This window comes from Mesorhizobium sp. M1227 (assembly GCF_040318315.1).
Lineage (GTDB): Bacteria > Pseudomonadota > Alphaproteobacteria > Rhizobiales > Rhizobiaceae > Mesorhizobium.
Map to the genome: position 1 here is coordinate 26157 of NZ_JAMYLZ010000021.1, position 17631 is coordinate 43787.

A 17631-nucleotide genomic window follows, 5' to 3' on the forward strand; every position below is an offset into this window, starting at 1 on the left:
ACTGCATGTTCTCCCGTCGCCATGCGCATCCTTCAGCGCGGCAGCAACCTCGTCAATCGCTCCCGAAGGGCAGGGGCCAGCATGATTGCGCTTGGCCTGTGCGCAAGCCAGCTCATAGGATGCATTGCGGCCGCCCCCCGCGACAGCGTCCCACAGCAATTGGCGTCGGCCGCCGAGCCGCCCGGCTACCAGCGCGACATCCGGATCTGGGGCGATTCCTATGCCAGCTATCCGGCCGCACGACTTGTCCGATTCCACGATGAGAGGCTGAAGGCGTCGAAGGGCGATCCGTCCATCAATGTCAGAGCACTGAACGCCCTTACACTGTCGGGCGGTGGCAGCAGCGGTGCCTTCGGAGCCGGCATTCTTGCCGGCTGGGCCAAGGCTGGAACCAGACCAAAATTCGATATCGTCACCGGGATCAGCGCCGGCGCGCTGATCGCGCCCTTTGCCTTTCTTGGTCCGGCCTATGACGACCAACTCAAGGCAGGGTTCACCGAGGTCACCGACGCCAACATCTACACCAGACACAGTCTTCTCGGAGCACTCTCCAGCGGTTCGTTCACCAGCAACGCGCCGCTTGCCAAGATGCTCGATGAACACATCACCGACGCCATGCTGGCCAAGATTGCCAGCGAGTATTCCAAGGGGCGCCGCCTGTTTGTCGGAACGACCAATCTCGATGCAGACCGGGCAGTCATCTGGGATATGGGAGCCATCGCGGCAAGCGGGCGGCCGGATCGCAGGAAACTGTTCAACCAGGTCATCCTCGCCTCAACATCCATTCCAGGCATCTTTCCACCAGTCGACCTGGAAGTGGCTGCAGGCGGCAGGACCTATCACGAGATGCACGTCGACGGCGGCACCGCCAACGAGGTTTTCCTCATGCCTGCCGGCCTGACGCTCGGCGAACTCGACAAGACCTTCCACACCAGGGTCAAGGCGCGGCTGTACGTGATCCGCAATGGTCGAACCACGCCGGAGTACAGCTCGGTCAAGGCCACCCTGCCGGATATCGCCGAGAAGGCGGTGTCGTCGCTGATCAAGACGCAAGCCATTGGCGACCTTTACCGGCTCTACGCAATCGCCGAACGCGACGGGATCGACTTCAACGCCATAGACATCCCGGCGGACTTCACGGTGGAGGCGAAGAGCCCGTTCGACAACAGGTTCATGCGCGCGCTGTACGCGAAGGGCTATGAAATGGGCCATGACGGTGTGTCGTGGAAAAAGACGCCGCCTGGATTTGATGAGCCTTCCGATGAAGGGCGGTGATGCGTCGGCAGCTTTCGAAAGCCTCCGACAAGAGCGCAAACTCATTGGAAGAGCAGGTCGAGACAAGATGACAATCGCCATCAGGCATTGTCCAGACCAAAGGGAGACATACGGTGCCGGATATGTCGCGTGACCCGATGAGCAAGACATCAGTTTCGACTGACGAGTCGCTGCGGGGGAGCGTCGCAGCGGTCGGTGCGAATGCGACACGGGATGAATTGCCGGATCGCCTAGCGCCCGCATCAGTCGAGCCCGCTGCGGCTGAGCCGCCCAGAACCTCGAAAATGGCGGCGGCCATCGTCGTGCTCAGCGTGCTGGCGATCGTTGGTTTGTCATTGTGGTATCTCGTTCGGCCGCAGCCGCTCCTGGTGCAAGGCGAGGCCGATGCCACGCGCATTGACATTGCGGCTCGTATCGACGGCAGGGTAGGGCAGCGACCGGTGTCGCGCGGCGACAACATCACGGCCGGGCAACTGCTGGTGGCGATAGATAATCCGGAGCTGTTGACGAAGCTCAACGAGGCGAAGGCAGCAAGGATCGTCGCCCAGGCGGACTTCACGCGCATCCAGATCGGTACGCGCGCCGAAGTGGTGGCGGAACGCAAGGCCGAGGTCGCCTCGGCGCAGGCCAGCTTGACGCTTGCCCAGCAGACTTACGACCGCGTCAAGCAGGTCACCCAGGGCGGCTTCGAGTCGGTCGCGAAGCTCGACGAGGCGACCGCTTCGCTGGACGTGGCGACGCGAACCTCGGAACAGGCAAAGCTCGCCTATCAGGAAGCTGTCGCTGGCTACACAGCCGAGGAACGCGGCGTGGCACAGGCCGCGGTCGCCAAGGCCGAGGCCGCGATCGCGACCCTGCAGGCACAGGTCGACGAGATGACCGTCAAGGCGCCGATTGCAGCGCAGGTCTATCAGCTCGGCGCGGAGGTTGGCGAATATGTCTCGCCTGGTGTGCCATTGCTCTCGCTGGTCGACCTCAGCGACGTCTGGGTGCATTTCGATCTCCGTGAGGACTTGGTGAAGGGTCTGAAAATAGGAGACAGGTTCACGGTCAAAATCCCTGCACTTGGTGACATGCCCATAACCGTCGAGGTGCGGACGATTGCCACCCGCGGCGAGTATGCCGGGTGGCGCGCAACGCGTGCGACTGGCGACTTCGATCTCAGGACCTTCGAGGTGCGGGCCTATCCGGTCGACAAGCTCCCCATCCTCAGGCCTGGCATGAGCGCCTACGCCGATTGGAACGGGGTGCACTGATGGCCAGCGGGCGTCGTTTCGGCATTGTCGATGTCGCTCGCCGCGAGGTGATCTGGATCTGGCGCGACAAGGTCGCCCTGCTTCTCGTTGTCGGTATCCCGTTGATTGCCTTTGCGATCCTTGCCGCCACGTTCAGCAATGCCGTCATCCGTGATCTGCGGGTCGACGTGGTCGATCAGGACAGGTCGAGAACGTCCGAAACCTTTGTGCAGGCGATCAACTCGGCACCGGGCGTCAATCTTGCGAGACGTTCCTCCGATCTTAACGGAGCCATGCATGCCGTCCGCTCCGGCGAGGCCATTGCAGCGGTCTATGTCCCACAGAATCTCGAACGCGATATCGCGGCGGGGCGCCGGCCGCAGGTCGTGATCTTCTTCAACAAGCAGTTCTTCACCCCCGGCAACGTCGCCTCGAATTCGCTGCAGGCGGCGATATCGGCAGCAATTGCCGACCTGCCGGCAGGGCCACGCAGCGCCGCCTTCGCGCCGGGTCCGCTTGCCGTCGAGCAATACGTTCTGACCAATCCCGCCCTGAACTACGCGCAGTTCCTTTTGCGCGCCATCCTGCCGACCGTGCTCCACATCGTGACCGCAATTTCCGCCGGCTATGCGGTCGGCTCCGAGTTCGGGTCGCGCAACATGCGGGAATGGCTGGCGACGGCCGGCGATAGCATGCTCATCGCGCTCGTCGGCAAGCTGGCACCTTATTTCGGCATCTTCCTCGTCATGATGGCTGTTGGGCTGGGGACCATTCACGGCATCTTCGAAATACCTTTCCGCGGCGACCCGGTGCTAGTGGCCGCCGGCGCTTGCCAGCTGATCATTGCCTATCTGTCGTTGGGGGCGCTTCTGCAGCTTCTCGTCAGGAACCTTGCCTTTGGTCTCAGCCTGACCGGCATCATCTGTTCGCCGGCATTCGGCTTTGCCGGCGTCGGCTTTCCCGTGCTGGCCATGAACGGCTTCTCCCGTGCCTGGGGTGCGATGCTGCCGCTACGCTGGTACATCCAGATCCTGTTCGACCAGGCGGCTCGCGGCGTACCGGCAGGGAATTCCGCCGAGCCTTTCATGATGCTGGGCGGATTGGCGGTCCTCTATTTCGGTCTGGCCTGGCTGAGGTTGCGATCTGTTGCTCGGCATCCGCGGCCAGAGCCGGTTGGAACCCCTGAACAAGACAGCGCTAGAGGAAGGATCGGCATTGTTCGAGCATTCACGAACGAATATGGCCGGATCATACGTAACCGCAGCGCCTTCAGCCTCATCGTTCTGGCGCCGATCATCTACGGCCTATTCTACCCGCAACCCTATCTCGGCCAACTTATCAAGAGCATCCCCATTGCCGTCGTGGATGATGATTCCTCCGATGTCAGTCGCACGATCATACAGGCTGTCAATGCCGACGAAGCGGTGAAGGTGGTGCTTCGACCGACGACATTGGCAGAAGCACAGGCCGCACTCGCTCGCCGCGAAGTGTTCGGCATATTGAGCATTCCGGCCGGAACCGAGCGCGAGATACTGAAGGGCGATCAGGCAAGGCTGCCTGCCTATGTCGATTCAACCTATTTCCTGCTCTACAGCCGCACGCTGCAGGGCATTCAGGAAGGTGTGGGCGCAGTCACAGCGGAGCTCGCGGCGCGCAGCGCCCGGCCGGATGGAAGCCTCTACCGGGCGGCGCTCGCGAAAAGCTCGCCCGTGGAGATTTTGAACCAGCCCCTTTTCAACCCCACCGGCGGCTATGGCAGCTACGTCGTTCCGGCTGCTTTCCTGTTGATCCTGCAGCAGACGCTGCTGATGGGGTCGGCGACGCTGGGTGGGGTGGCCTACGAGCAGGGCGGCCACGATGCGCGCCGCCGTCGTGGCACCGTGTCGGCGGTGATTGGTCAAAGTCTCGCCCACCTGCTGCTTGCATTGCCAGGCTACGCTCTGTTCCTCGTCGTGTTGTCGAGGGTCTACGGTTTCTCGGCAAGCGATCATGTGCTCGACCTGATCGTCCTGGCCATTCCCTATATCCTCTCGGTCAGCCTGCTCGGCCAGTTCGTCGGCAGTTGGTTCAAGCGGCGCGAAACCTCGGTTCTCCTGCTCATTGCCATCAGTCTTCCGATCTTCTTCCTGGTCGGCGTTGCATGGCCGCTGGAAGCAATCCCGCCAATACTTCGCACCGCCAGCTTCATCCTTCCCAGCACCTTCGGGATCGACGGCCTGGTGCGGATCAACCAGATGGGAGCGACGGTGACTGATGTCTCGAAAGACTGGATGTGGCTGTGGGTGCTGACCGGCGTCTACGCGATCCTTGCTATCGCCTCGGCCAGAATCACCATGGGCTGGAGGGTGTCCGATGCTCGTTAGGTCGCGATATGGTTCGGCAGTCGCGCTGGCCGCGGCAGGTGCGATAATCTGCTTCGTTTGCGAAGCCTCGGCAGAGCAGGCAAAGCCGCCGATCGCCGGCATGGTTCGGCAGACCGAGATTCGCGTCGCCCCCGACGCTACGGGGCGACTGGCGACGGTGGCTGTCATTGCGGGCCAGCATGTCCATCAGGGCGATCTTCTTGCCGTGCTCGACAATCCGGAACTGACGGCAGCTGCCGGTGAAGCCAAAGCCGCCGCGGCGAGCGCCAAGGCACAGCGGGATAACGTCTATTCGGGAGTGCGGCCGGAAGAGGTGGCAATCGCCAACCAGGCCATTCAGACATCCCAGGCCAACTTTGTACTCGCCCAGCAACAGTATGACCGCGCCTCGGCACTTGCCGGCAAGGACTTCGCCAGCAAACAAACGCTCGACACGAGTTCGGCCTCGCTTGCAAAGGCGAAGGCCGACCTCGATCTCAAACAGGCGCAAGCTGCAGAAGCGAGCGCCGGTCCCACCGCCGAGGAGCGTGCTCTCGCCGATGCCCAGGTGGCGCTGGCCGAGGCGACAGTCAGGGATATTCAGGTCCAGTTGGACAAGACCAGACTCATCGCACCGGCGGACGGCACAATAGGCATCCGCGTTGCCGAGCCAGGTGAGATCATCGGCCCGGGAAAGCCGGTGATGACGATGGAGGCGGATGGTCAGGCCTGGTTCGCTTTCACGCTGCGTGAAGACGATCTGCACGACATAACGCTCGGCAAAACGCTGGTGCTGACGGTGCAGGACGGGCGCCAGATCGATGCTCGTGTGACGGAACTGCGTCCATTGGGGGAATTCGCAACCTGGCGCGCGGCCCGCGCCGTCGGCGATCACGATCTCAATTCCTTTCGTCTCCGCCTTGAGCCAAACGGCAGTACCGAAGGGCTGGAACCCGGCATGACCGTCTGGCTCAGCACGCAACCTGGGACTTGAAGGGTTCGTCGGATGAGTTTGGTGTGGCCGCGGCAGGAAGACCGGCAAAGCTGCCGTCGGCTTTTGCGCCAAGGTCAGGAGGGCCATAATCCGCGGGCGCCTGGCGCATGCGATCGTCTTCTTCAACAAGCAATTCTTCACTGCCCGCAAAATGACTTCCAGTCCAATTCGAGCGGCAGTCTCAGCCGCCACCGCCGACCTCGTGGCAAGCCTGCATAGCAGGACTTTCGCACCGAGGTCCCTTATCGTTGAACAATATGTGGTTCCCAATCCCATGGTTGATTACGCACATCTATCCAACGTTATTGCCGATCCCATCGTTCAAACCGGTATGGTCGCGGCGAGCGGCGCGCTGGTCACGGGCATTCTGCTTCGCGGCCGACCAACGCTGCGCCTGGTCGGTCAGCTGGCATTCTTTTTGGCGCTTACGGCGCTGCTGCTCTATCACGGAATCCTCCCGTACGCGGTCGGTCCGACCGATGTCTCTACGCTGGAGCGGGTATTCCTTGATATCGTCAAGGTGATCTGGTGGATCAATGCCGCATGGTCGCTGATCGGCGTTGTCCGCGTCTTTCTCATCCTCGAACAAAAGCCCCGTGAAGGGCGGCTTCTTCAGGATCTTGTTGTCGGCATCATCTATGTGGCAGCGGTCCTGTCGATTATCGCCTACGTCTTCAACGCTCCGGTCGGAACGCTGATCGCCACATCCGGCGCGGTCGCCATTGTACTTGGCCTTGCCCTGCAGAGCACTCTGGGCGACGTCTTCTCGGGCATAGCGCTCAATCTTGCCAAGCCCTACGGGATCGGCGACTGGCTTGTGCTGGGCAACGGCATCGAAGGCGCGGTGGTCGAGACGAACTGGCGGGCCACGCACCTTCTAACGGGTGCAAACGACCTGGTGGTTGTCCCTAACAGCGACCTGGCGAAAGCAAGACTCACCAATCTCAGCAGTCCCGAGCGGAGCCATGGCGTCACGCTCACGGTCCGTTTTCGGTCGAGCACCGCACCGTCGACGATGGCTGACGTGATGCGCGCGGTTCTCCTGAGCAGCAATTCGATATTGGCGCAACCGGAGCCGAGCGTCCAAACAGTGTCGCTGGATGGAGGCGCGGTGGAGCTGGAGCTTACCTTCAGGGTCGCCGACAGGGCACTTGCCGGCAAGGCAAAGAGCGAGATCTTCGACCTGATCTTCCGCCACGCAAAGGCGGCCGGACTCAGTCTTGCCGCGCCTTTGGGATCTATTGGCCCTCAATCCCCAAACCCGAATGAGGTCGAGATGCCGTTCGGCTTCCACACGACACCGAGGCGGCTTCTGGACGCGATCCCGCTGTTTGCCCCGCTGACCGAGGACGAGAAGGAAACGCTCGCTTCGACGATGACGCGCCGGACGTTCCGGAAGGGGGAGACCCTGGCGGAGCAAGGTGAGGTGCTGAAGTCGCTGATGATCGTGCGCAGCGGCGTTGTGACCGTCAACCGGCGCGACGGCGCAAGCGAGATGGTACTGGGGCGTCTTGCGCCCGGTGACTGCCTCGGTGAAGGCGGTCTTCTGACGGAAGCCGGCGAATTAGGCAGCGTCAAGGCTCTTACCTTGGTGGTCGTCTATGAGATCACACAGGAGGGCCTCGCGCCGTTGTTGCGGGATCGCCCCGCGATCGCCGATGAACTGGCCTTGCTCCTCGCGAAGAGGAACGCGTCGGAGCAGCTTCGGCTCGGCCGAGGCAACGGAGCCAACGCCGCGTCGACGATACCGCCCTTGCGGGCGCGCATCAGGCAGCTGTTCAAGCTGTGACCTTACGGGACCAATCGCGATCACGGCGCGAAAGAACTATCGCGCAGCTCCGGTCGGATCGGTTGATTGCGGGGTGGAGGTCACGAACGGGGAGGCGAGCGCCAACGACAGGCCGACCGCGATCGCCGCGGTCATCAGGAATCGCTTCACCGGTCGGCGCGAGCGGGACATTCACCCGGGCAGGCTCAGCGTGAACCAGAAACTGCACGTGATAGCCAAGGCGTCGTGACACCTGCCTGCACGCGCGATATCCGCCCTGTTGATCAGCATCAGTCGACCGGGCGCGAGGTGACGTGCGCCACGCCGCCGGCGGCGTTCAGCTGCGCCGGCATGTTCGCGGGGCGCTTCAGAGGCGCTTGAATGTCTTGGTGACCGTTGCGCATCGGTAGACGCTGCATGGGCCACCCTCGGCAAGAACCCACGCCGGCACAGCTGTCTGATCGGGACCGCAGGACTCACGATCACGCACATACAGGTCGGAAAGCATCAGGTTCTCCACGCGTGACGACGGGTGTCGAAGAATGGAACTTTGCTCCAGTTCAAGGGCAGAGCCGATCGCATTGCACGACATCTGCAAAGTGTCGTGCCGCTCGGTCGCTGCCGCGTGCGTGGCAAGAACGCTCATGACAACAAGCGTCGCGATCGTCTTCATAGATGGTCTCCTTGATCTGATTTCGATGGTGAGTTTTTCGATGCCCCGACGTCGTTCCTTTCGGGCTTCGGTCGCTGATCGCCTTTGCCAGGAGCTTACTGGCACCAACTCGATTTGATTGTATCGGCTTTGCGTCGGCTGCATGTTCATGCTCCAACAGCGATAGCGTGGCGCTGAAGGATTTTGGCGGCCCGACATGCGGTTGCCGAAACGGTGACCGACCCCGTCGGCATGTCGATTGTGACGCCGATGCCACCGGAGCATTGCCGGGCTTGCCCGACGGCCGGGAAGATCCCGCGAGAAACGTCAAAGGATCGGATGCTGCGTACAAGCTCCGACTCTTGAGACGTGATCAGATGCAGCTCAGGGAAACCAGACTTTCCGACGCTCTCGATGGAGAGAAGCCATGGCCGACAATTTCAACATGACATCGGGACAGCGCGTCGCTGACGATGATATTTGCCTGGCTGCAGTTCCCGATCCGCGCATGTTGCTTGCCTCCATCGTTCACGATTTCAATATATTGCTGACGCCGATCGTGTCGGTCCTGGAGGAGATGCAAGGTCGCGGGGCGGGAACGGGGCGGCAGCTGAAAAGGATTGACGGCGCGATCTACTGTGCCTTCCGCGCCAAGACACTCGCACGGCAACTTGTGGATTTTGCGAGCCCCCAACCGGTCAAGCTTGCCGCGGTCGATGTCGGCAGCCTTCTGCGACGGCTTCAGGCGCCGCTTGCAAGCTTGTTGTCGGGACGCATTCGTCTTGATCTCGACATCGCCGAAAATCTCCCCAAGGCCTTCATCGACCAGCAACTGATCGACCGAGTGTTGTTCAATCTCGTTTTGAATGCGCGTGACGCGATGCTGGAAGGCGGGCGTGTGACCATCGCGGTTGCACAGGACTGCTATCCCGCCGGTCCGGTGCGCGGCGGCAACTCGATGATCCGCCTGACCGTCGCCGACACCGGCAGCGGAATGGATGAGGCCACGCTGGAAATGGCGGGGGAGCCTCATTTCTCAACCAAGACAAATGGAACCGGCCTCGGTCTGGCCACCGTCCGGCAGGTCATGGAACGTCAGGGCGGCGGGCTGTCGATCGTCAGCGCGCCTCATCGCGGCACGACCGTCGATCTGTGGCTGCCGGTGACGTGAATTGCCACCATCCGAACGCCGCAAAATCATTCCGCTCGCGACACGTCGGTACAAGCAGGATGTGCATTAGGAAGGTATCGCATTGTATGGCCGTCAGATCGGCCAGATGCACGAGTCATGAGGTGATGAGCGATGTTGGCCGAGATTGATCCCTCTGAAATTGACGCCAATGGTTCGCACACAAGGCGGCCGCGAGTCGTTATCCTGGGTGCCGGTTTCGCCGGCGTTGCAGCGGCAAGGGCTCTCAAGCGATCCGATGCGGACGTGGTCCTGATCGATCGCCGCAATCATCATATCTTCCAGCCGTTGCTCTACCAGGTGGCGACCGCCGTGCTGGCACCGTCCGAGATCGCCGCGCCGATCCGGCAGCTGGAGGCAAAGCAGGCCAATCTGGATGTGATGCTCGCCGACATCGTCGGCGTCGATCTGCCCCATCGCACCGTCGATACCGTCTATCCCGGGATCGGTATCCGCAAGGTGCGCTTCGATTTCCTCGTCGTCGCCACGGGCACGCGCCCGAGCTATTTCGGCCATGACGAGTTCGCAGCCTTTGCACCGGGGATTAAGACTCTCGCCGACGCGGAGGCGATCCGAAACAAAATTCTGAGCGCCTTCGAGATGGCCGAAGCGACCGATGACGAGAATGAGCGCGCGCGCCAGATGAATTTCGTGCTCGTCGGCGCCGGAGCGACCGGTGTCGAGCTCGCGGCGTCGATCGCACAAATGATTAGGGTGACGCTGCGTGGGAATTTCAGGCGGATCGATCCGGCAACCAGCACGATTACCTTGATCGAGGGAGGAGATCGGGCTCTCCCGACCTTCGCTCCGTCGCTCTCAAAGAAGGTCGCCAGACACCTTGCCAAGCTCGGCGTCAAGGTCTTGCTCGGCGTCAAGGTCGACAGTGTCGACGCCGAGGGCGTCATCGCGGGAGGCGAAAGAATTCCCAGTGCAACTGTTTTGTGGACCGCAGGCATGGCCGCATCGCCGGTCGTCCACATGGTTGGTGCCAAGGCGGATCGCGCGGGCAGGGCGCTGGTCGAGCCTTCGCTCAATGTGCCGGGTCAACCCGACATATTCGTGGTCGGCGACGCGGCGTCCATACAGCAACAGAACGGGCAACCCGTGCCCGGCGTCGCGCAGGCGGCAATCCAGCAAGGGCGCTATGTCGGCCGCCTGATCTCCGATAAAATCAAAGGGCACGAACCAAAGCGCGCGTTTCGCTACCGGGACAAGGGCAACATGGCGGTCGTCGGCAAGAACTACGCCATCCTGGAGTCCGGTCATCTGAGAATGGCTGGCTTCCTGACCTGGTTCATATGGGCTTTCGTTCATCTGCTGGCTCTCCCCCAACTTCAAAATCGTTGGCGGGTTCAATCGCAATGGCTGTGGTCCTACCTGACCGGCCAGCGCAGTTCGCGGCTGATCTCCGAACCGCCTCCACTGGCGGGTGGTGCAGTTCCGATTAAGGAAACCACAGCACCGTGACTCTGTCTGGCGCGCCAAGCGGCGATTTCTCGAAGCCGTCGCGTCGCTGACGGGGCGTGGCGCGGACGGCTCGCGGCCACGCAACTGTCGTAAAGTGGGACTGGCAGCAGCTGGTGGAGTTCATGGCCAGCAGGCCGGCACTCCGCACCCACCTGCTGACGCTGGTGAGTACGGATCTTGCCACCAAGCTGCGTGACATAACCATTGCCGTTTCCGGTCTCGTCGTGGAACAGGTGGCGCCTCGATAAAGGGCGAGAGGTCTTCGCCGTCCGTTTGGCTCCCCGTTTGTGGGTCACGATTGATGGCACTCCACATACGAATCCAGATGCGCATGATCGGGCACAGGCGTCCTACCCGCCGCAGAGTTCTCCAAGAAGAAAGCGCCGCCCGAAGCCATAGTCCTGCTCACGCACTTCATTCCGAAAGATCGGACAATCGAGCAGGAGAACGAGGATGGCAGTGGCAACCGCAGCGAAGGACGAGAGGCAGGCAAAGCCTTTGCCGGCGCCGAACAGCGACTTCTACCAGCTGGCCGATCTCCTCAATCCAGACGAATTGGCGGTGGTCAAGAAGGTGCGGGCCTACATGGAGAGCAAGGTCCAGCCGATCATCAACAAATACTGGTCCGACGACGCGTTCCCCTTCGAGCTGCTGCCTTCGTTCAAGGAGCTCGGGCTCGGCGGCCTCGGCTATGAGGGCTATGGCTGCGCCGGCGGCAGCCAGAAGCTGTTCGGCTTCGTCGCCATGGAGCTGGCCCGCGTCGACGCTTCGTTCTGCACCTTCTTCGGCGTGCACAGCGGCCTGGCTATGGGCTCGATCTATCTCGACGGCTCTGAGGAGCAGAAGCAGAAGTGGCTGCCGCCGATGGCGCGCTGGGAAAAGATCGGCTGCTTTGGTCTGACCGAGCCGCTGGTCGGTTCGGGCACGAGCGGCGGGCTGACCACGACGGCCAAGCGCGAGGGCGACACCTGGCTCCTCAACGGACAGAAGCGCTGGATCGGCAACGCGACGTGGTGCGACGTTTCGATCATCTGGGCGCGTGACCTCGACGACAACCAGGTGAAGGGTTTTATCGTCGAGAACAAGACGACGCCGGGATTCAGCGTCGAGAAGATCGAGCACAAGATCGCGCTCAAGGTCGTTCAGAACGGCGTTATTACGCTGAAGGACGTCCGCGTGTTGGAAGCCGACCGCCTGCAGGGCGGCAACTCGTTTCGCGATACAGCGCGGGTGCTGCGGATGACGCGCTACATGGTCGGCTGGGCTTCGACCGGCATTCAGATGGGCGCGTTCGAGGCGACACTGAGATACACACAGGAGCGCCTGCAGTTCGGCAAGCCGATCGCTTCTTTCCAGATGGTGCAGGATATCCTGGCCAAGATGCTCGCCAATTTGACCGCTTGCCAGTGCCTGATGGTTCGCCTGGCGCAGATGGATGACGAAGGCAAGCTTGCCGACCACCACGCCTCGCTGGCCAAGGCGTTCTGCACGGCAAAGTCGCGCGAGACTGTTTCATGGGGCCGCGAGCTGCTCGGCGGCAACGGCATCGTTGCCGACTACAATGTGGCGCGCTTCTTCAACGACGCCGAAGCGCTCTACTCATACGAGGGCACATATCAGATGCAGAATCTGATCGTCGGCAAAGCCATTACCGGCCTTGGCGCCTTCGTCTGAGCAGCGGCGAGCCGGGGTCGCTCCCCCCACCCTGGCTCGCCGCCCTTTCCTGAACAGGAGTATCATCATGGCCGTGGAAACGGCGGGCCCGGCGCTCGCAAACGTTCTCTATGAGAAGAAGGGTGCAATCGCCTATGTCACCGTCAATCGCCCGAAGGTGCTCAACGCGCTGAACACGCCGACGTGGTCGGATCTGAAAAAGGCGTTCGAGGATGCCCGCGACGATGCAGCGATACGCGGCGTCATTCTGACCGGCGCCGGCGACAAGGCGTTCATCGCGGGCGCCGACATCGGCGAGCTGGCGCAGGTATCGGCATTCGAGGCCGAGCAGTCCAGCCGCTTCGGGCAAGGAGTGCTCGACCTCATCGAAAATCTGGGCAAGCCGGTTGTCGCGGCCGTCAACGGCTTCGCTCTTGGCGGCGGCTGTGAGACGGCGATGGCGTGCACGATCAGGATCGCCGTGGAAACGGCCAGGTTCGGCCAGCCGGAAGTGGCACTGGGCTTGGTGCCTGGCGGCGGCGGAACGCAGCGACTGCCACGGCTCGTTGGCAAGGGCCGCGCCCTTCAGCTCATCCTTTCCGGCGAGATGATCACAGCGCAAGAGGCATACCGCATCGGGCTGGTCAACGAGATCGTTCCGGCTGCCGATCTGATCACGCGCGCAGAGGCGATCCTGCACAAGATCGCCGCCAACGCCCCGGTCGCCATCAGGTTCGCGCTCGAAGCGGCAAACAAGGGGATGGAGACGAGCCAGGGCGAAGGCCTGCTGCTTGAGGCCGCCTACTTCGGGCTGTGCGCCGCAACCGAGGACAAGAAGGAAGGCACGACCGCCTTCCTGGAAAAGCGTGCGCCACAGTTCCGTGGACGCTGAAGAAACCCGACGCACACGGCAATTCAGAAAGGACAGCCCTATGGCAACCGACAACATTTTCGCCGGACTGAAGGTGGTCGACTTGGCTAGCTTCATCGCGGGGCCAGCCGCCGCGGTCATCCTGTCGGACTTCGGCGCCGACGTGATCAAGGTCGAGCCGCCAACCGGCGACACGTGGCGCATTGGCTACAAGGTTCCGCCGCAACCGCGGTCAAAAGACAACTATCCCTGGCATCTCAATAATCGCAATAAGCGTGGACTATCGCTCGATCTGAAGTCGCCGCAAGCGCAGGAAGTCCTGCGGCGGCTAGTCGTGTGGGCGGATGTTCTGATCGTCAACACACCGCACCCGGCGCGCGAAAAACTGAAGCTCGGCTATGACGATGTCGCAGCATGGAACCCGCGTCTGATCTATGCGGATGTCACCGGCTATGGCGATAACGGTCCTGACGCCCAACTCCCGGGCTTCGACCTCACGGCGTACTGGGCACGAAGCGGCTTGCTGTCGCTGACGCGCGATGCCGGTGCCCCACCAACCTTCCCGGTTACCGGCAGCGGTGATCATGCGACGGCGGTCAGCCTCTATTCGGCAATCGTCACCGCGCTTTACCGGCGCGAACGCACCGGAAAGGGCTCGTACGTCACCACTTCGCTGCTCGCTGCAGGCATCTGGGCTTCCGGAGTCATGGCACAGGCAGCACTTGCCGAAGCTACGTTCTTCCCGCTGCACGATCGCGCCAACCCGCCGAACGCGACCTTGAATGTCTATCGGGCGGCTGACGACACATGGTTCCTGATCGTGCTGACGCCCGACAAATGGCCGGCTCTTTCCAATGCGATTGGCCGTCCGGATCTCTTGACGGATGCCCGTTTCGCGGACCCTGCGAAACAGGCAGCGAATTCGGGGCAGCTCACCGCGATCCTGGATCAAACCTTTGCCGCGCAGCCGATGGCGCACTGGATCGAAGTCTTCGAACACGCCCATCTGACCTTTGGCGTGGTGCAGGCACCTGCCGACGTGATCAAGGATCCGCAGCTCAGGGCAAACGACATTGTCGTGCCGCTCGAAGGCGCCGGCGGCAACCTTAACCTCACGATCGGCAGCCCGCTGCAGGTGCATGGCGTCACCAAGGCTCCGGCCCGACGCGCGCCCGAGCTAGGTGAGCATAGCGAAGAGATCCTGAAGCAGCTTGGCTTCAACACCGGCGAGATAGACAGCTTGCACGCCGGCGGCACGGTTCCGAAAGCGCCAGGACGTGCCGCCTAGAGTAAAGTACCGCAGCTGCTTGAGCTTTGCCGAGCTTAAACAGATCCTGGACGGACGGGAGTTGCAGACGATGGACGAGATAGTGACGGAACGGTCCGAAGGCATACTTCGCGTCGAATTGAACCGGCCGGAAAAGAAGAACGCGCTGACTTCGAGCATGTACGCGAAGCTCGCCGATATCTTCAATGACGCGGGCAAGGACGACAGCGTCCGCGTGGTGCTTTGGCACGGCGCGGGAGATGCTTTCAGCGCAGGCAACGATATCCAAGACTTTTTGAAGAACCCTCCAGGCGCTGGAGAATCTCCCCAGGCCCGACTGATGAACGCGCTGGCTGATTTCGGCAAGCCGATCGTTGCGGCCGTGCGCGGCGCCGCAATCGGTAGCGGAACCACCGTGCTGTTGCACTGCGATTTCGTTTATGCGGGCGAAAGCACCAGGTTTCAGATGCCTTTCATCAACCTTGCCGTGGTGCCTGAATTTGGCTCGAGCTACGCCGTTCCGGCTGCGATCGGGCACATCCGCGCGGCCGAGTTGATTCTGCTGGGATCGGCGTTCGATGCCAGGCGCGCCGCGGAGTTGGGACTGGTCACGCAGGTCGTGCTCGATGAGAACCTGCTGCCGGTGGCGAGCGAAACGGCGCGGAAGCTGGCAGCTAAACCGGCTGGTGCGCTGCAAGCGTCCAAGAGACTTCTGAAGCGTTCCTTCCGCGAACAGGTCAAGGCGGCGATGCGGGCCGAAAACGAGGCGTTCAGCGTACATGTCCGCTCCGAGGAGGCGAAGGAAGCGCTGACTGCCTTTCTGGAAAAGCGCCCGCCTGACTTCACCAAAACCAGGAAACCTGCAGCGGCCGCATAGAGCGGTTGGCTTGCGATCGAATGTGAGTGATGCCGCGCTTTGGCATCGAGGCCCCAGGCCGCGAAGGAGAAATCCATGAACGACGCTTCCGCGACGAAATCGAAATCAACATCGGGCAGCAAGGACACGGTTGGCCGACTGTTCGTTCTCGAGGCGAGTGGTGGGCGCATTCACTCGATGAATTCGGACGGCTCCAGCCCGGAGGTCATCGTCACCGGCTGTCGTGTTCCTGACGGCATCGTGGTCGATGTCGAGGCCGGCCATATCTACTGGACCAATATGGGCGTGCCCAACCTCAACGACGGCACCATCGAACGCGCCGACCTTGATGGCAGCAATCGCACGGTCATCGTCCCCAAAGGCGTCACCCACACGCCCAAGCAGATCCACCTGGAGAAGCGGACCGGCAAGCTCTACTGGTGCGACCGCGAGGGCATGCGGGTGATGCGCGCAAATCTCGACGGCACCGACATCGAGACGTTGGTCCAGACAGGCGAGGGCGAAGACGACAGCCGCGACGCCACCAAATGGTGCGTCGGCATCACGCTCGATCCCGTGCGTGGACAAATCTACTGGACGCAGAAGGGTCCGGACAATGCCGGCCTCGGCTGCATCTTTCGGGCGGGTATAGACATACCCAGGGGCGAGGACGCCGCCAGTCGCACGGACATCGAAACATGGTTCGATGAACTGCCTGAGCCGATCGACCTCGAGCTCGATCTCGAAAGCCGCTTTCTCTACTGGACGGATCGCGGCAATCCGCCGGCCGGCAACACGGTCAATCGTGCCTCGATCGATGCGCCCGCCAGAAATGGCTATGGACCTGAGCTCCTTGTCGGCGATCTGATGGAAGGCATCGGTATCGCGCTCGACGTTCCAGGCAATCGGATGTTCTTCACCGACCTCGCCGGCTCCGTTTATGTCGCACAGCTCGATGGTTCCAAGAACCGGGCGTTTCTCTTCGCCCAAGGTAACCTCACCGGCATCGCCTACGCCGAAATCCCCTCGAAGGAGAAATGACCATGGCTGGCAGCAAGCAAATCTCTCAGGTCGCCATTATCGGTACGGGTGTCATCGGCGCCAGCTGGGCGGCACAATTCCTGGCAAAGGGCCTGGATGTCGTGGCGACGGATATCGCTCCCAATGCGGAAGCGTCGTTGCGGCGCTTCGTCGAAGCGGCCTGGCCGGCGCTCGACAGGCTGGGGCTCGCTCCGGGGGCCTCGCCGATGCGGCTGGCCTTTAACGCCGACCTGCCGGAGGCCCTCAAGAGCGCCAATCTTGTCCAGGAGAACGGACCGGAGCGGATCGACTTCAAGAAGAAGCTGTACGGCCAGCTCGACGAACTGCTGCCGGCCGATGTGATCATCGCCTCGAGCTCGTCCGGCCTGACAATGAGCGAAATCCAGTCGGGGTGCCCGAACCACCCGGAACGCTGCGTGATCGCGCATCCGTTCAATCCGCCGCATCTGGTGCCATTGGTCGAGATCGTCGGCGGCGCCAAGACGTCAGAGGAGACAATCCGGCGCGCGTCAGAATTCTACACCGGTCTGGGCAAGAAAACGGTCCGCCTGCACAAGGAAGTGCCCGGGCATGTCGCCAATCGCCTGCAGGCAGCGCTTGCCCGCGAGGTGTATTATCTGGTTGGCGAAGGCGTCGTCAGCGTCGCCGACGCCGACACCGCGGTCTCCTGGGGACCGGGGCTGCGGTGGGGCATCATGGGTCAGGTTCTGCTCAACCATCTCGGCGGCGGACAGGGCGGCATGGAGCATTTCCTGCAGCAATTCACCGGTCCGATGTCGGCTTGGTGGAAGGTGCTGGGTTCGCCGGAACTGACGCCCGAGTTGCAGAAAAAGCTGATCGATGGTGTTCACGCCGAGGTGGGTTCGCGGTCGATCGACGATCTCGCCGCCGAGCGCGACGAGGTCCTGCTTGGACTTCTGGAATTGCGAAACAAGGCGAATGCGGAAGCGGCGCGGTCGAGTAAGGCCAATCGCGGCGCCTAGAACCGAGGCGGGCCAGGTGAGGCCCGCCATCATCAAGC

At 62.1% G+C, this 17631-nt stretch carries 14 protein-coding genes; 13 read left to right on the forward strand and 1 reads right to left on the reverse strand.

From position 1 onward, the window contains the following. The first annotated feature begins 81 nt into the window (after nt 1-81). From NKH28_RS22075 to NKH28_RS22095, 5 genes are all read left to right on the forward strand, one after another. Complete coding sequence (locus tag NKH28_RS22075; RefSeq protein ID WP_352980413.1) at nt 82-1275, forward strand: patatin-like phospholipase family protein; 1194 nt, start codon at nt 82-84, stop codon at nt 1273-1275. Nucleotides 1276-1559: 284 nt separating this feature from the next. After that, complete coding sequence (locus NKH28_RS22080; RefSeq protein WP_352980414.1) at nt 1560-2531, forward strand: HlyD family secretion protein; 972 nt, start codon at nt 1560-1562, stop codon at nt 2529-2531. Further along, nucleotides 2531-4873 carry an ABC transporter permease gene (locus NKH28_RS22085; RefSeq protein ID WP_352980415.1) on the forward strand — a complete coding sequence of 781 codons (2343 nt, stop codon included), beginning with the start codon at nt 2531-2533 and terminating at the stop codon, nt 4871-4873. Before NKH28_RS22080 ends, NKH28_RS22085 begins: the two co-directional genes overlap by 1 nt. Beyond that, nucleotides 4863-5846 (forward strand): HlyD family secretion protein, encoded by a 984-nt coding sequence (locus NKH28_RS22090; RefSeq protein WP_352980416.1) that lies wholly within the window; start codon nt 4863-4865, stop codon nt 5844-5846. The genes NKH28_RS22085 and NKH28_RS22090 overlap by 11 nt, the downstream gene beginning before the upstream one ends. 274 nt (nt 5847-6120) lie before the next feature. Beyond that, nucleotides 6121-7635: a cyclic nucleotide-binding domain-containing protein gene (locus NKH28_RS22095; protein WP_352980466.1), complete on the forward strand. Its 1515-nt coding sequence runs from the start codon at nt 6121-6123 to the stop codon at nt 7633-7635. A 346-nt stretch (nt 7636-7981) separates the two neighbouring features. Here NKH28_RS22095 and NKH28_RS22100 read toward each other — a convergent pair whose 3' ends face one another. Further along, a complete protein-coding gene (locus NKH28_RS22100; protein ID WP_352980417.1) occupies nt 7982-8287 on the reverse strand; it encodes a hypothetical protein in 306 nt (101 codons plus the stop codon). Between the two features lie 406 nt (nt 8288-8693). On the opposite strand from NKH28_RS22100, the gene NKH28_RS22105 reads away from it, so the two are divergent. From NKH28_RS22105 to NKH28_RS22140, 8 genes are all read left to right on the forward strand, one after another. Continuing rightward, the gene (locus tag NKH28_RS22105) at nt 8694-9437 is read left to right on the forward strand and encodes a sensor histidine kinase (protein ID WP_352980418.1); all 744 of its coding nucleotides are present in this window, start codon (nt 8694-8696) and stop codon (nt 9435-9437) included. A gap of 132 nt (nt 9438-9569) precedes the next feature. Then, nucleotides 9570-10922 carry an NAD(P)/FAD-dependent oxidoreductase gene (locus NKH28_RS22110; RefSeq protein ID WP_352980419.1) on the forward strand — a complete coding sequence of 451 codons (1353 nt, stop codon included), beginning with the start codon at nt 9570-9572 and terminating at the stop codon, nt 10920-10922. A 453-nt stretch (nt 10923-11375) separates the two neighbouring features. Beyond that, nucleotides 11376-12596, forward strand: coding sequence for an acyl-CoA dehydrogenase family protein (locus NKH28_RS22115; RefSeq protein WP_352980420.1), 1221 nt, complete (start codon nt 11376-11378; stop codon nt 12594-12596). Nucleotides 12597-12663: 67 nt separating this feature from the next. Beyond that, nucleotides 12664-13467 (forward strand): enoyl-CoA hydratase-related protein, encoded by an 804-nt coding sequence (locus tag NKH28_RS22120; RefSeq protein ID WP_352980421.1) that lies wholly within the window; start codon nt 12664-12666, stop codon nt 13465-13467. A 40-nt stretch (nt 13468-13507) separates the two neighbouring features. Further along, nucleotides 13508-14734: a CaiB/BaiF CoA transferase family protein gene (locus NKH28_RS22125; protein ID WP_352980422.1), complete on the forward strand. Its 1227-nt coding sequence runs from the start codon at nt 13508-13510 to the stop codon at nt 14732-14734. A 19-nt stretch (nt 14735-14753) separates the two neighbouring features. Then, nucleotides 14754-15590: an enoyl-CoA hydratase gene (locus NKH28_RS22130; RefSeq protein WP_352980423.1), complete on the forward strand. Its 837-nt coding sequence runs from the start codon at nt 14754-14756 to the stop codon at nt 15588-15590. A 75-nt stretch (nt 15591-15665) separates the two neighbouring features. After that, nucleotides 15666-16610, forward strand: coding sequence for a 3-hydroxyacyl-CoA dehydrogenase (locus tag NKH28_RS22135; protein ID WP_352980424.1), 945 nt, complete (start codon nt 15666-15668; stop codon nt 16608-16610). A gap of 2 nt (nt 16611-16612) precedes the next feature. Further along, nucleotides 16613-17593, forward strand: a complete 981-nt coding sequence (locus tag NKH28_RS22140; RefSeq protein ID WP_352980425.1) for a 3-hydroxyacyl-CoA dehydrogenase NAD-binding domain-containing protein — start codon at nt 16613-16615, stop codon at nt 17591-17593. Nucleotides 17594-17631 lie beyond the last annotated feature (38 nt).

Coding starts and splice junctions, on each gene's coding strand:
- NKH28_RS22075 (WP_352980413.1), top strand. CDS start 82: ATGATTGCGCTTGGCCTGTGCGCAAGCCAGCTCATAGGATGCATTGCG.
- NKH28_RS22080 (WP_352980414.1), top strand. CDS start 1,560: ATGGCGGCGGCCATCGTCGTGCTCAGCGTGCTGGCGATCGTTGGTTTG.
- NKH28_RS22085 (WP_352980415.1), top strand. CDS start 2,531: ATGGCCAGCGGGCGTCGTTTCGGCATTGTCGATGTCGCTCGCCGCGAG.
- NKH28_RS22090 (WP_352980416.1), top strand. CDS start 4,863: ATGCTCGTTAGGTCGCGATATGGTTCGGCAGTCGCGCTGGCCGCGGCA.
- NKH28_RS22095 (WP_352980466.1), top strand. CDS start 6,121: ATGGTTGATTACGCACATCTATCCAACGTTATTGCCGATCCCATCGTT.
- NKH28_RS22100 (WP_352980417.1), bottom strand. CDS start 8,287: ATGAAGACGATCGCGACGCTTGTTGTCATGAGCGTTCTTGCCACGCAC.
- NKH28_RS22105 (WP_352980418.1), top strand. CDS start 8,694: ATGGCCGACAATTTCAACATGACATCGGGACAGCGCGTCGCTGACGAT.
- NKH28_RS22110 (WP_352980419.1), top strand. CDS start 9,570: ATGTTGGCCGAGATTGATCCCTCTGAAATTGACGCCAATGGTTCGCAC.
- NKH28_RS22115 (WP_352980420.1), top strand. CDS start 11,376: ATGGCAGTGGCAACCGCAGCGAAGGACGAGAGGCAGGCAAAGCCTTTG.
- NKH28_RS22120 (WP_352980421.1), top strand. CDS start 12,664: ATGGCCGTGGAAACGGCGGGCCCGGCGCTCGCAAACGTTCTCTATGAG.
- NKH28_RS22125 (WP_352980422.1), top strand. CDS start 13,508: ATGGCAACCGACAACATTTTCGCCGGACTGAAGGTGGTCGACTTGGCT.
- NKH28_RS22135 (WP_352980424.1), top strand. CDS start 15,666: ATGAACGACGCTTCCGCGACGAAATCGAAATCAACATCGGGCAGCAAG.
- NKH28_RS22140 (WP_352980425.1), top strand. CDS start 16,613: ATGGCTGGCAGCAAGCAAATCTCTCAGGTCGCCATTATCGGTACGGGT.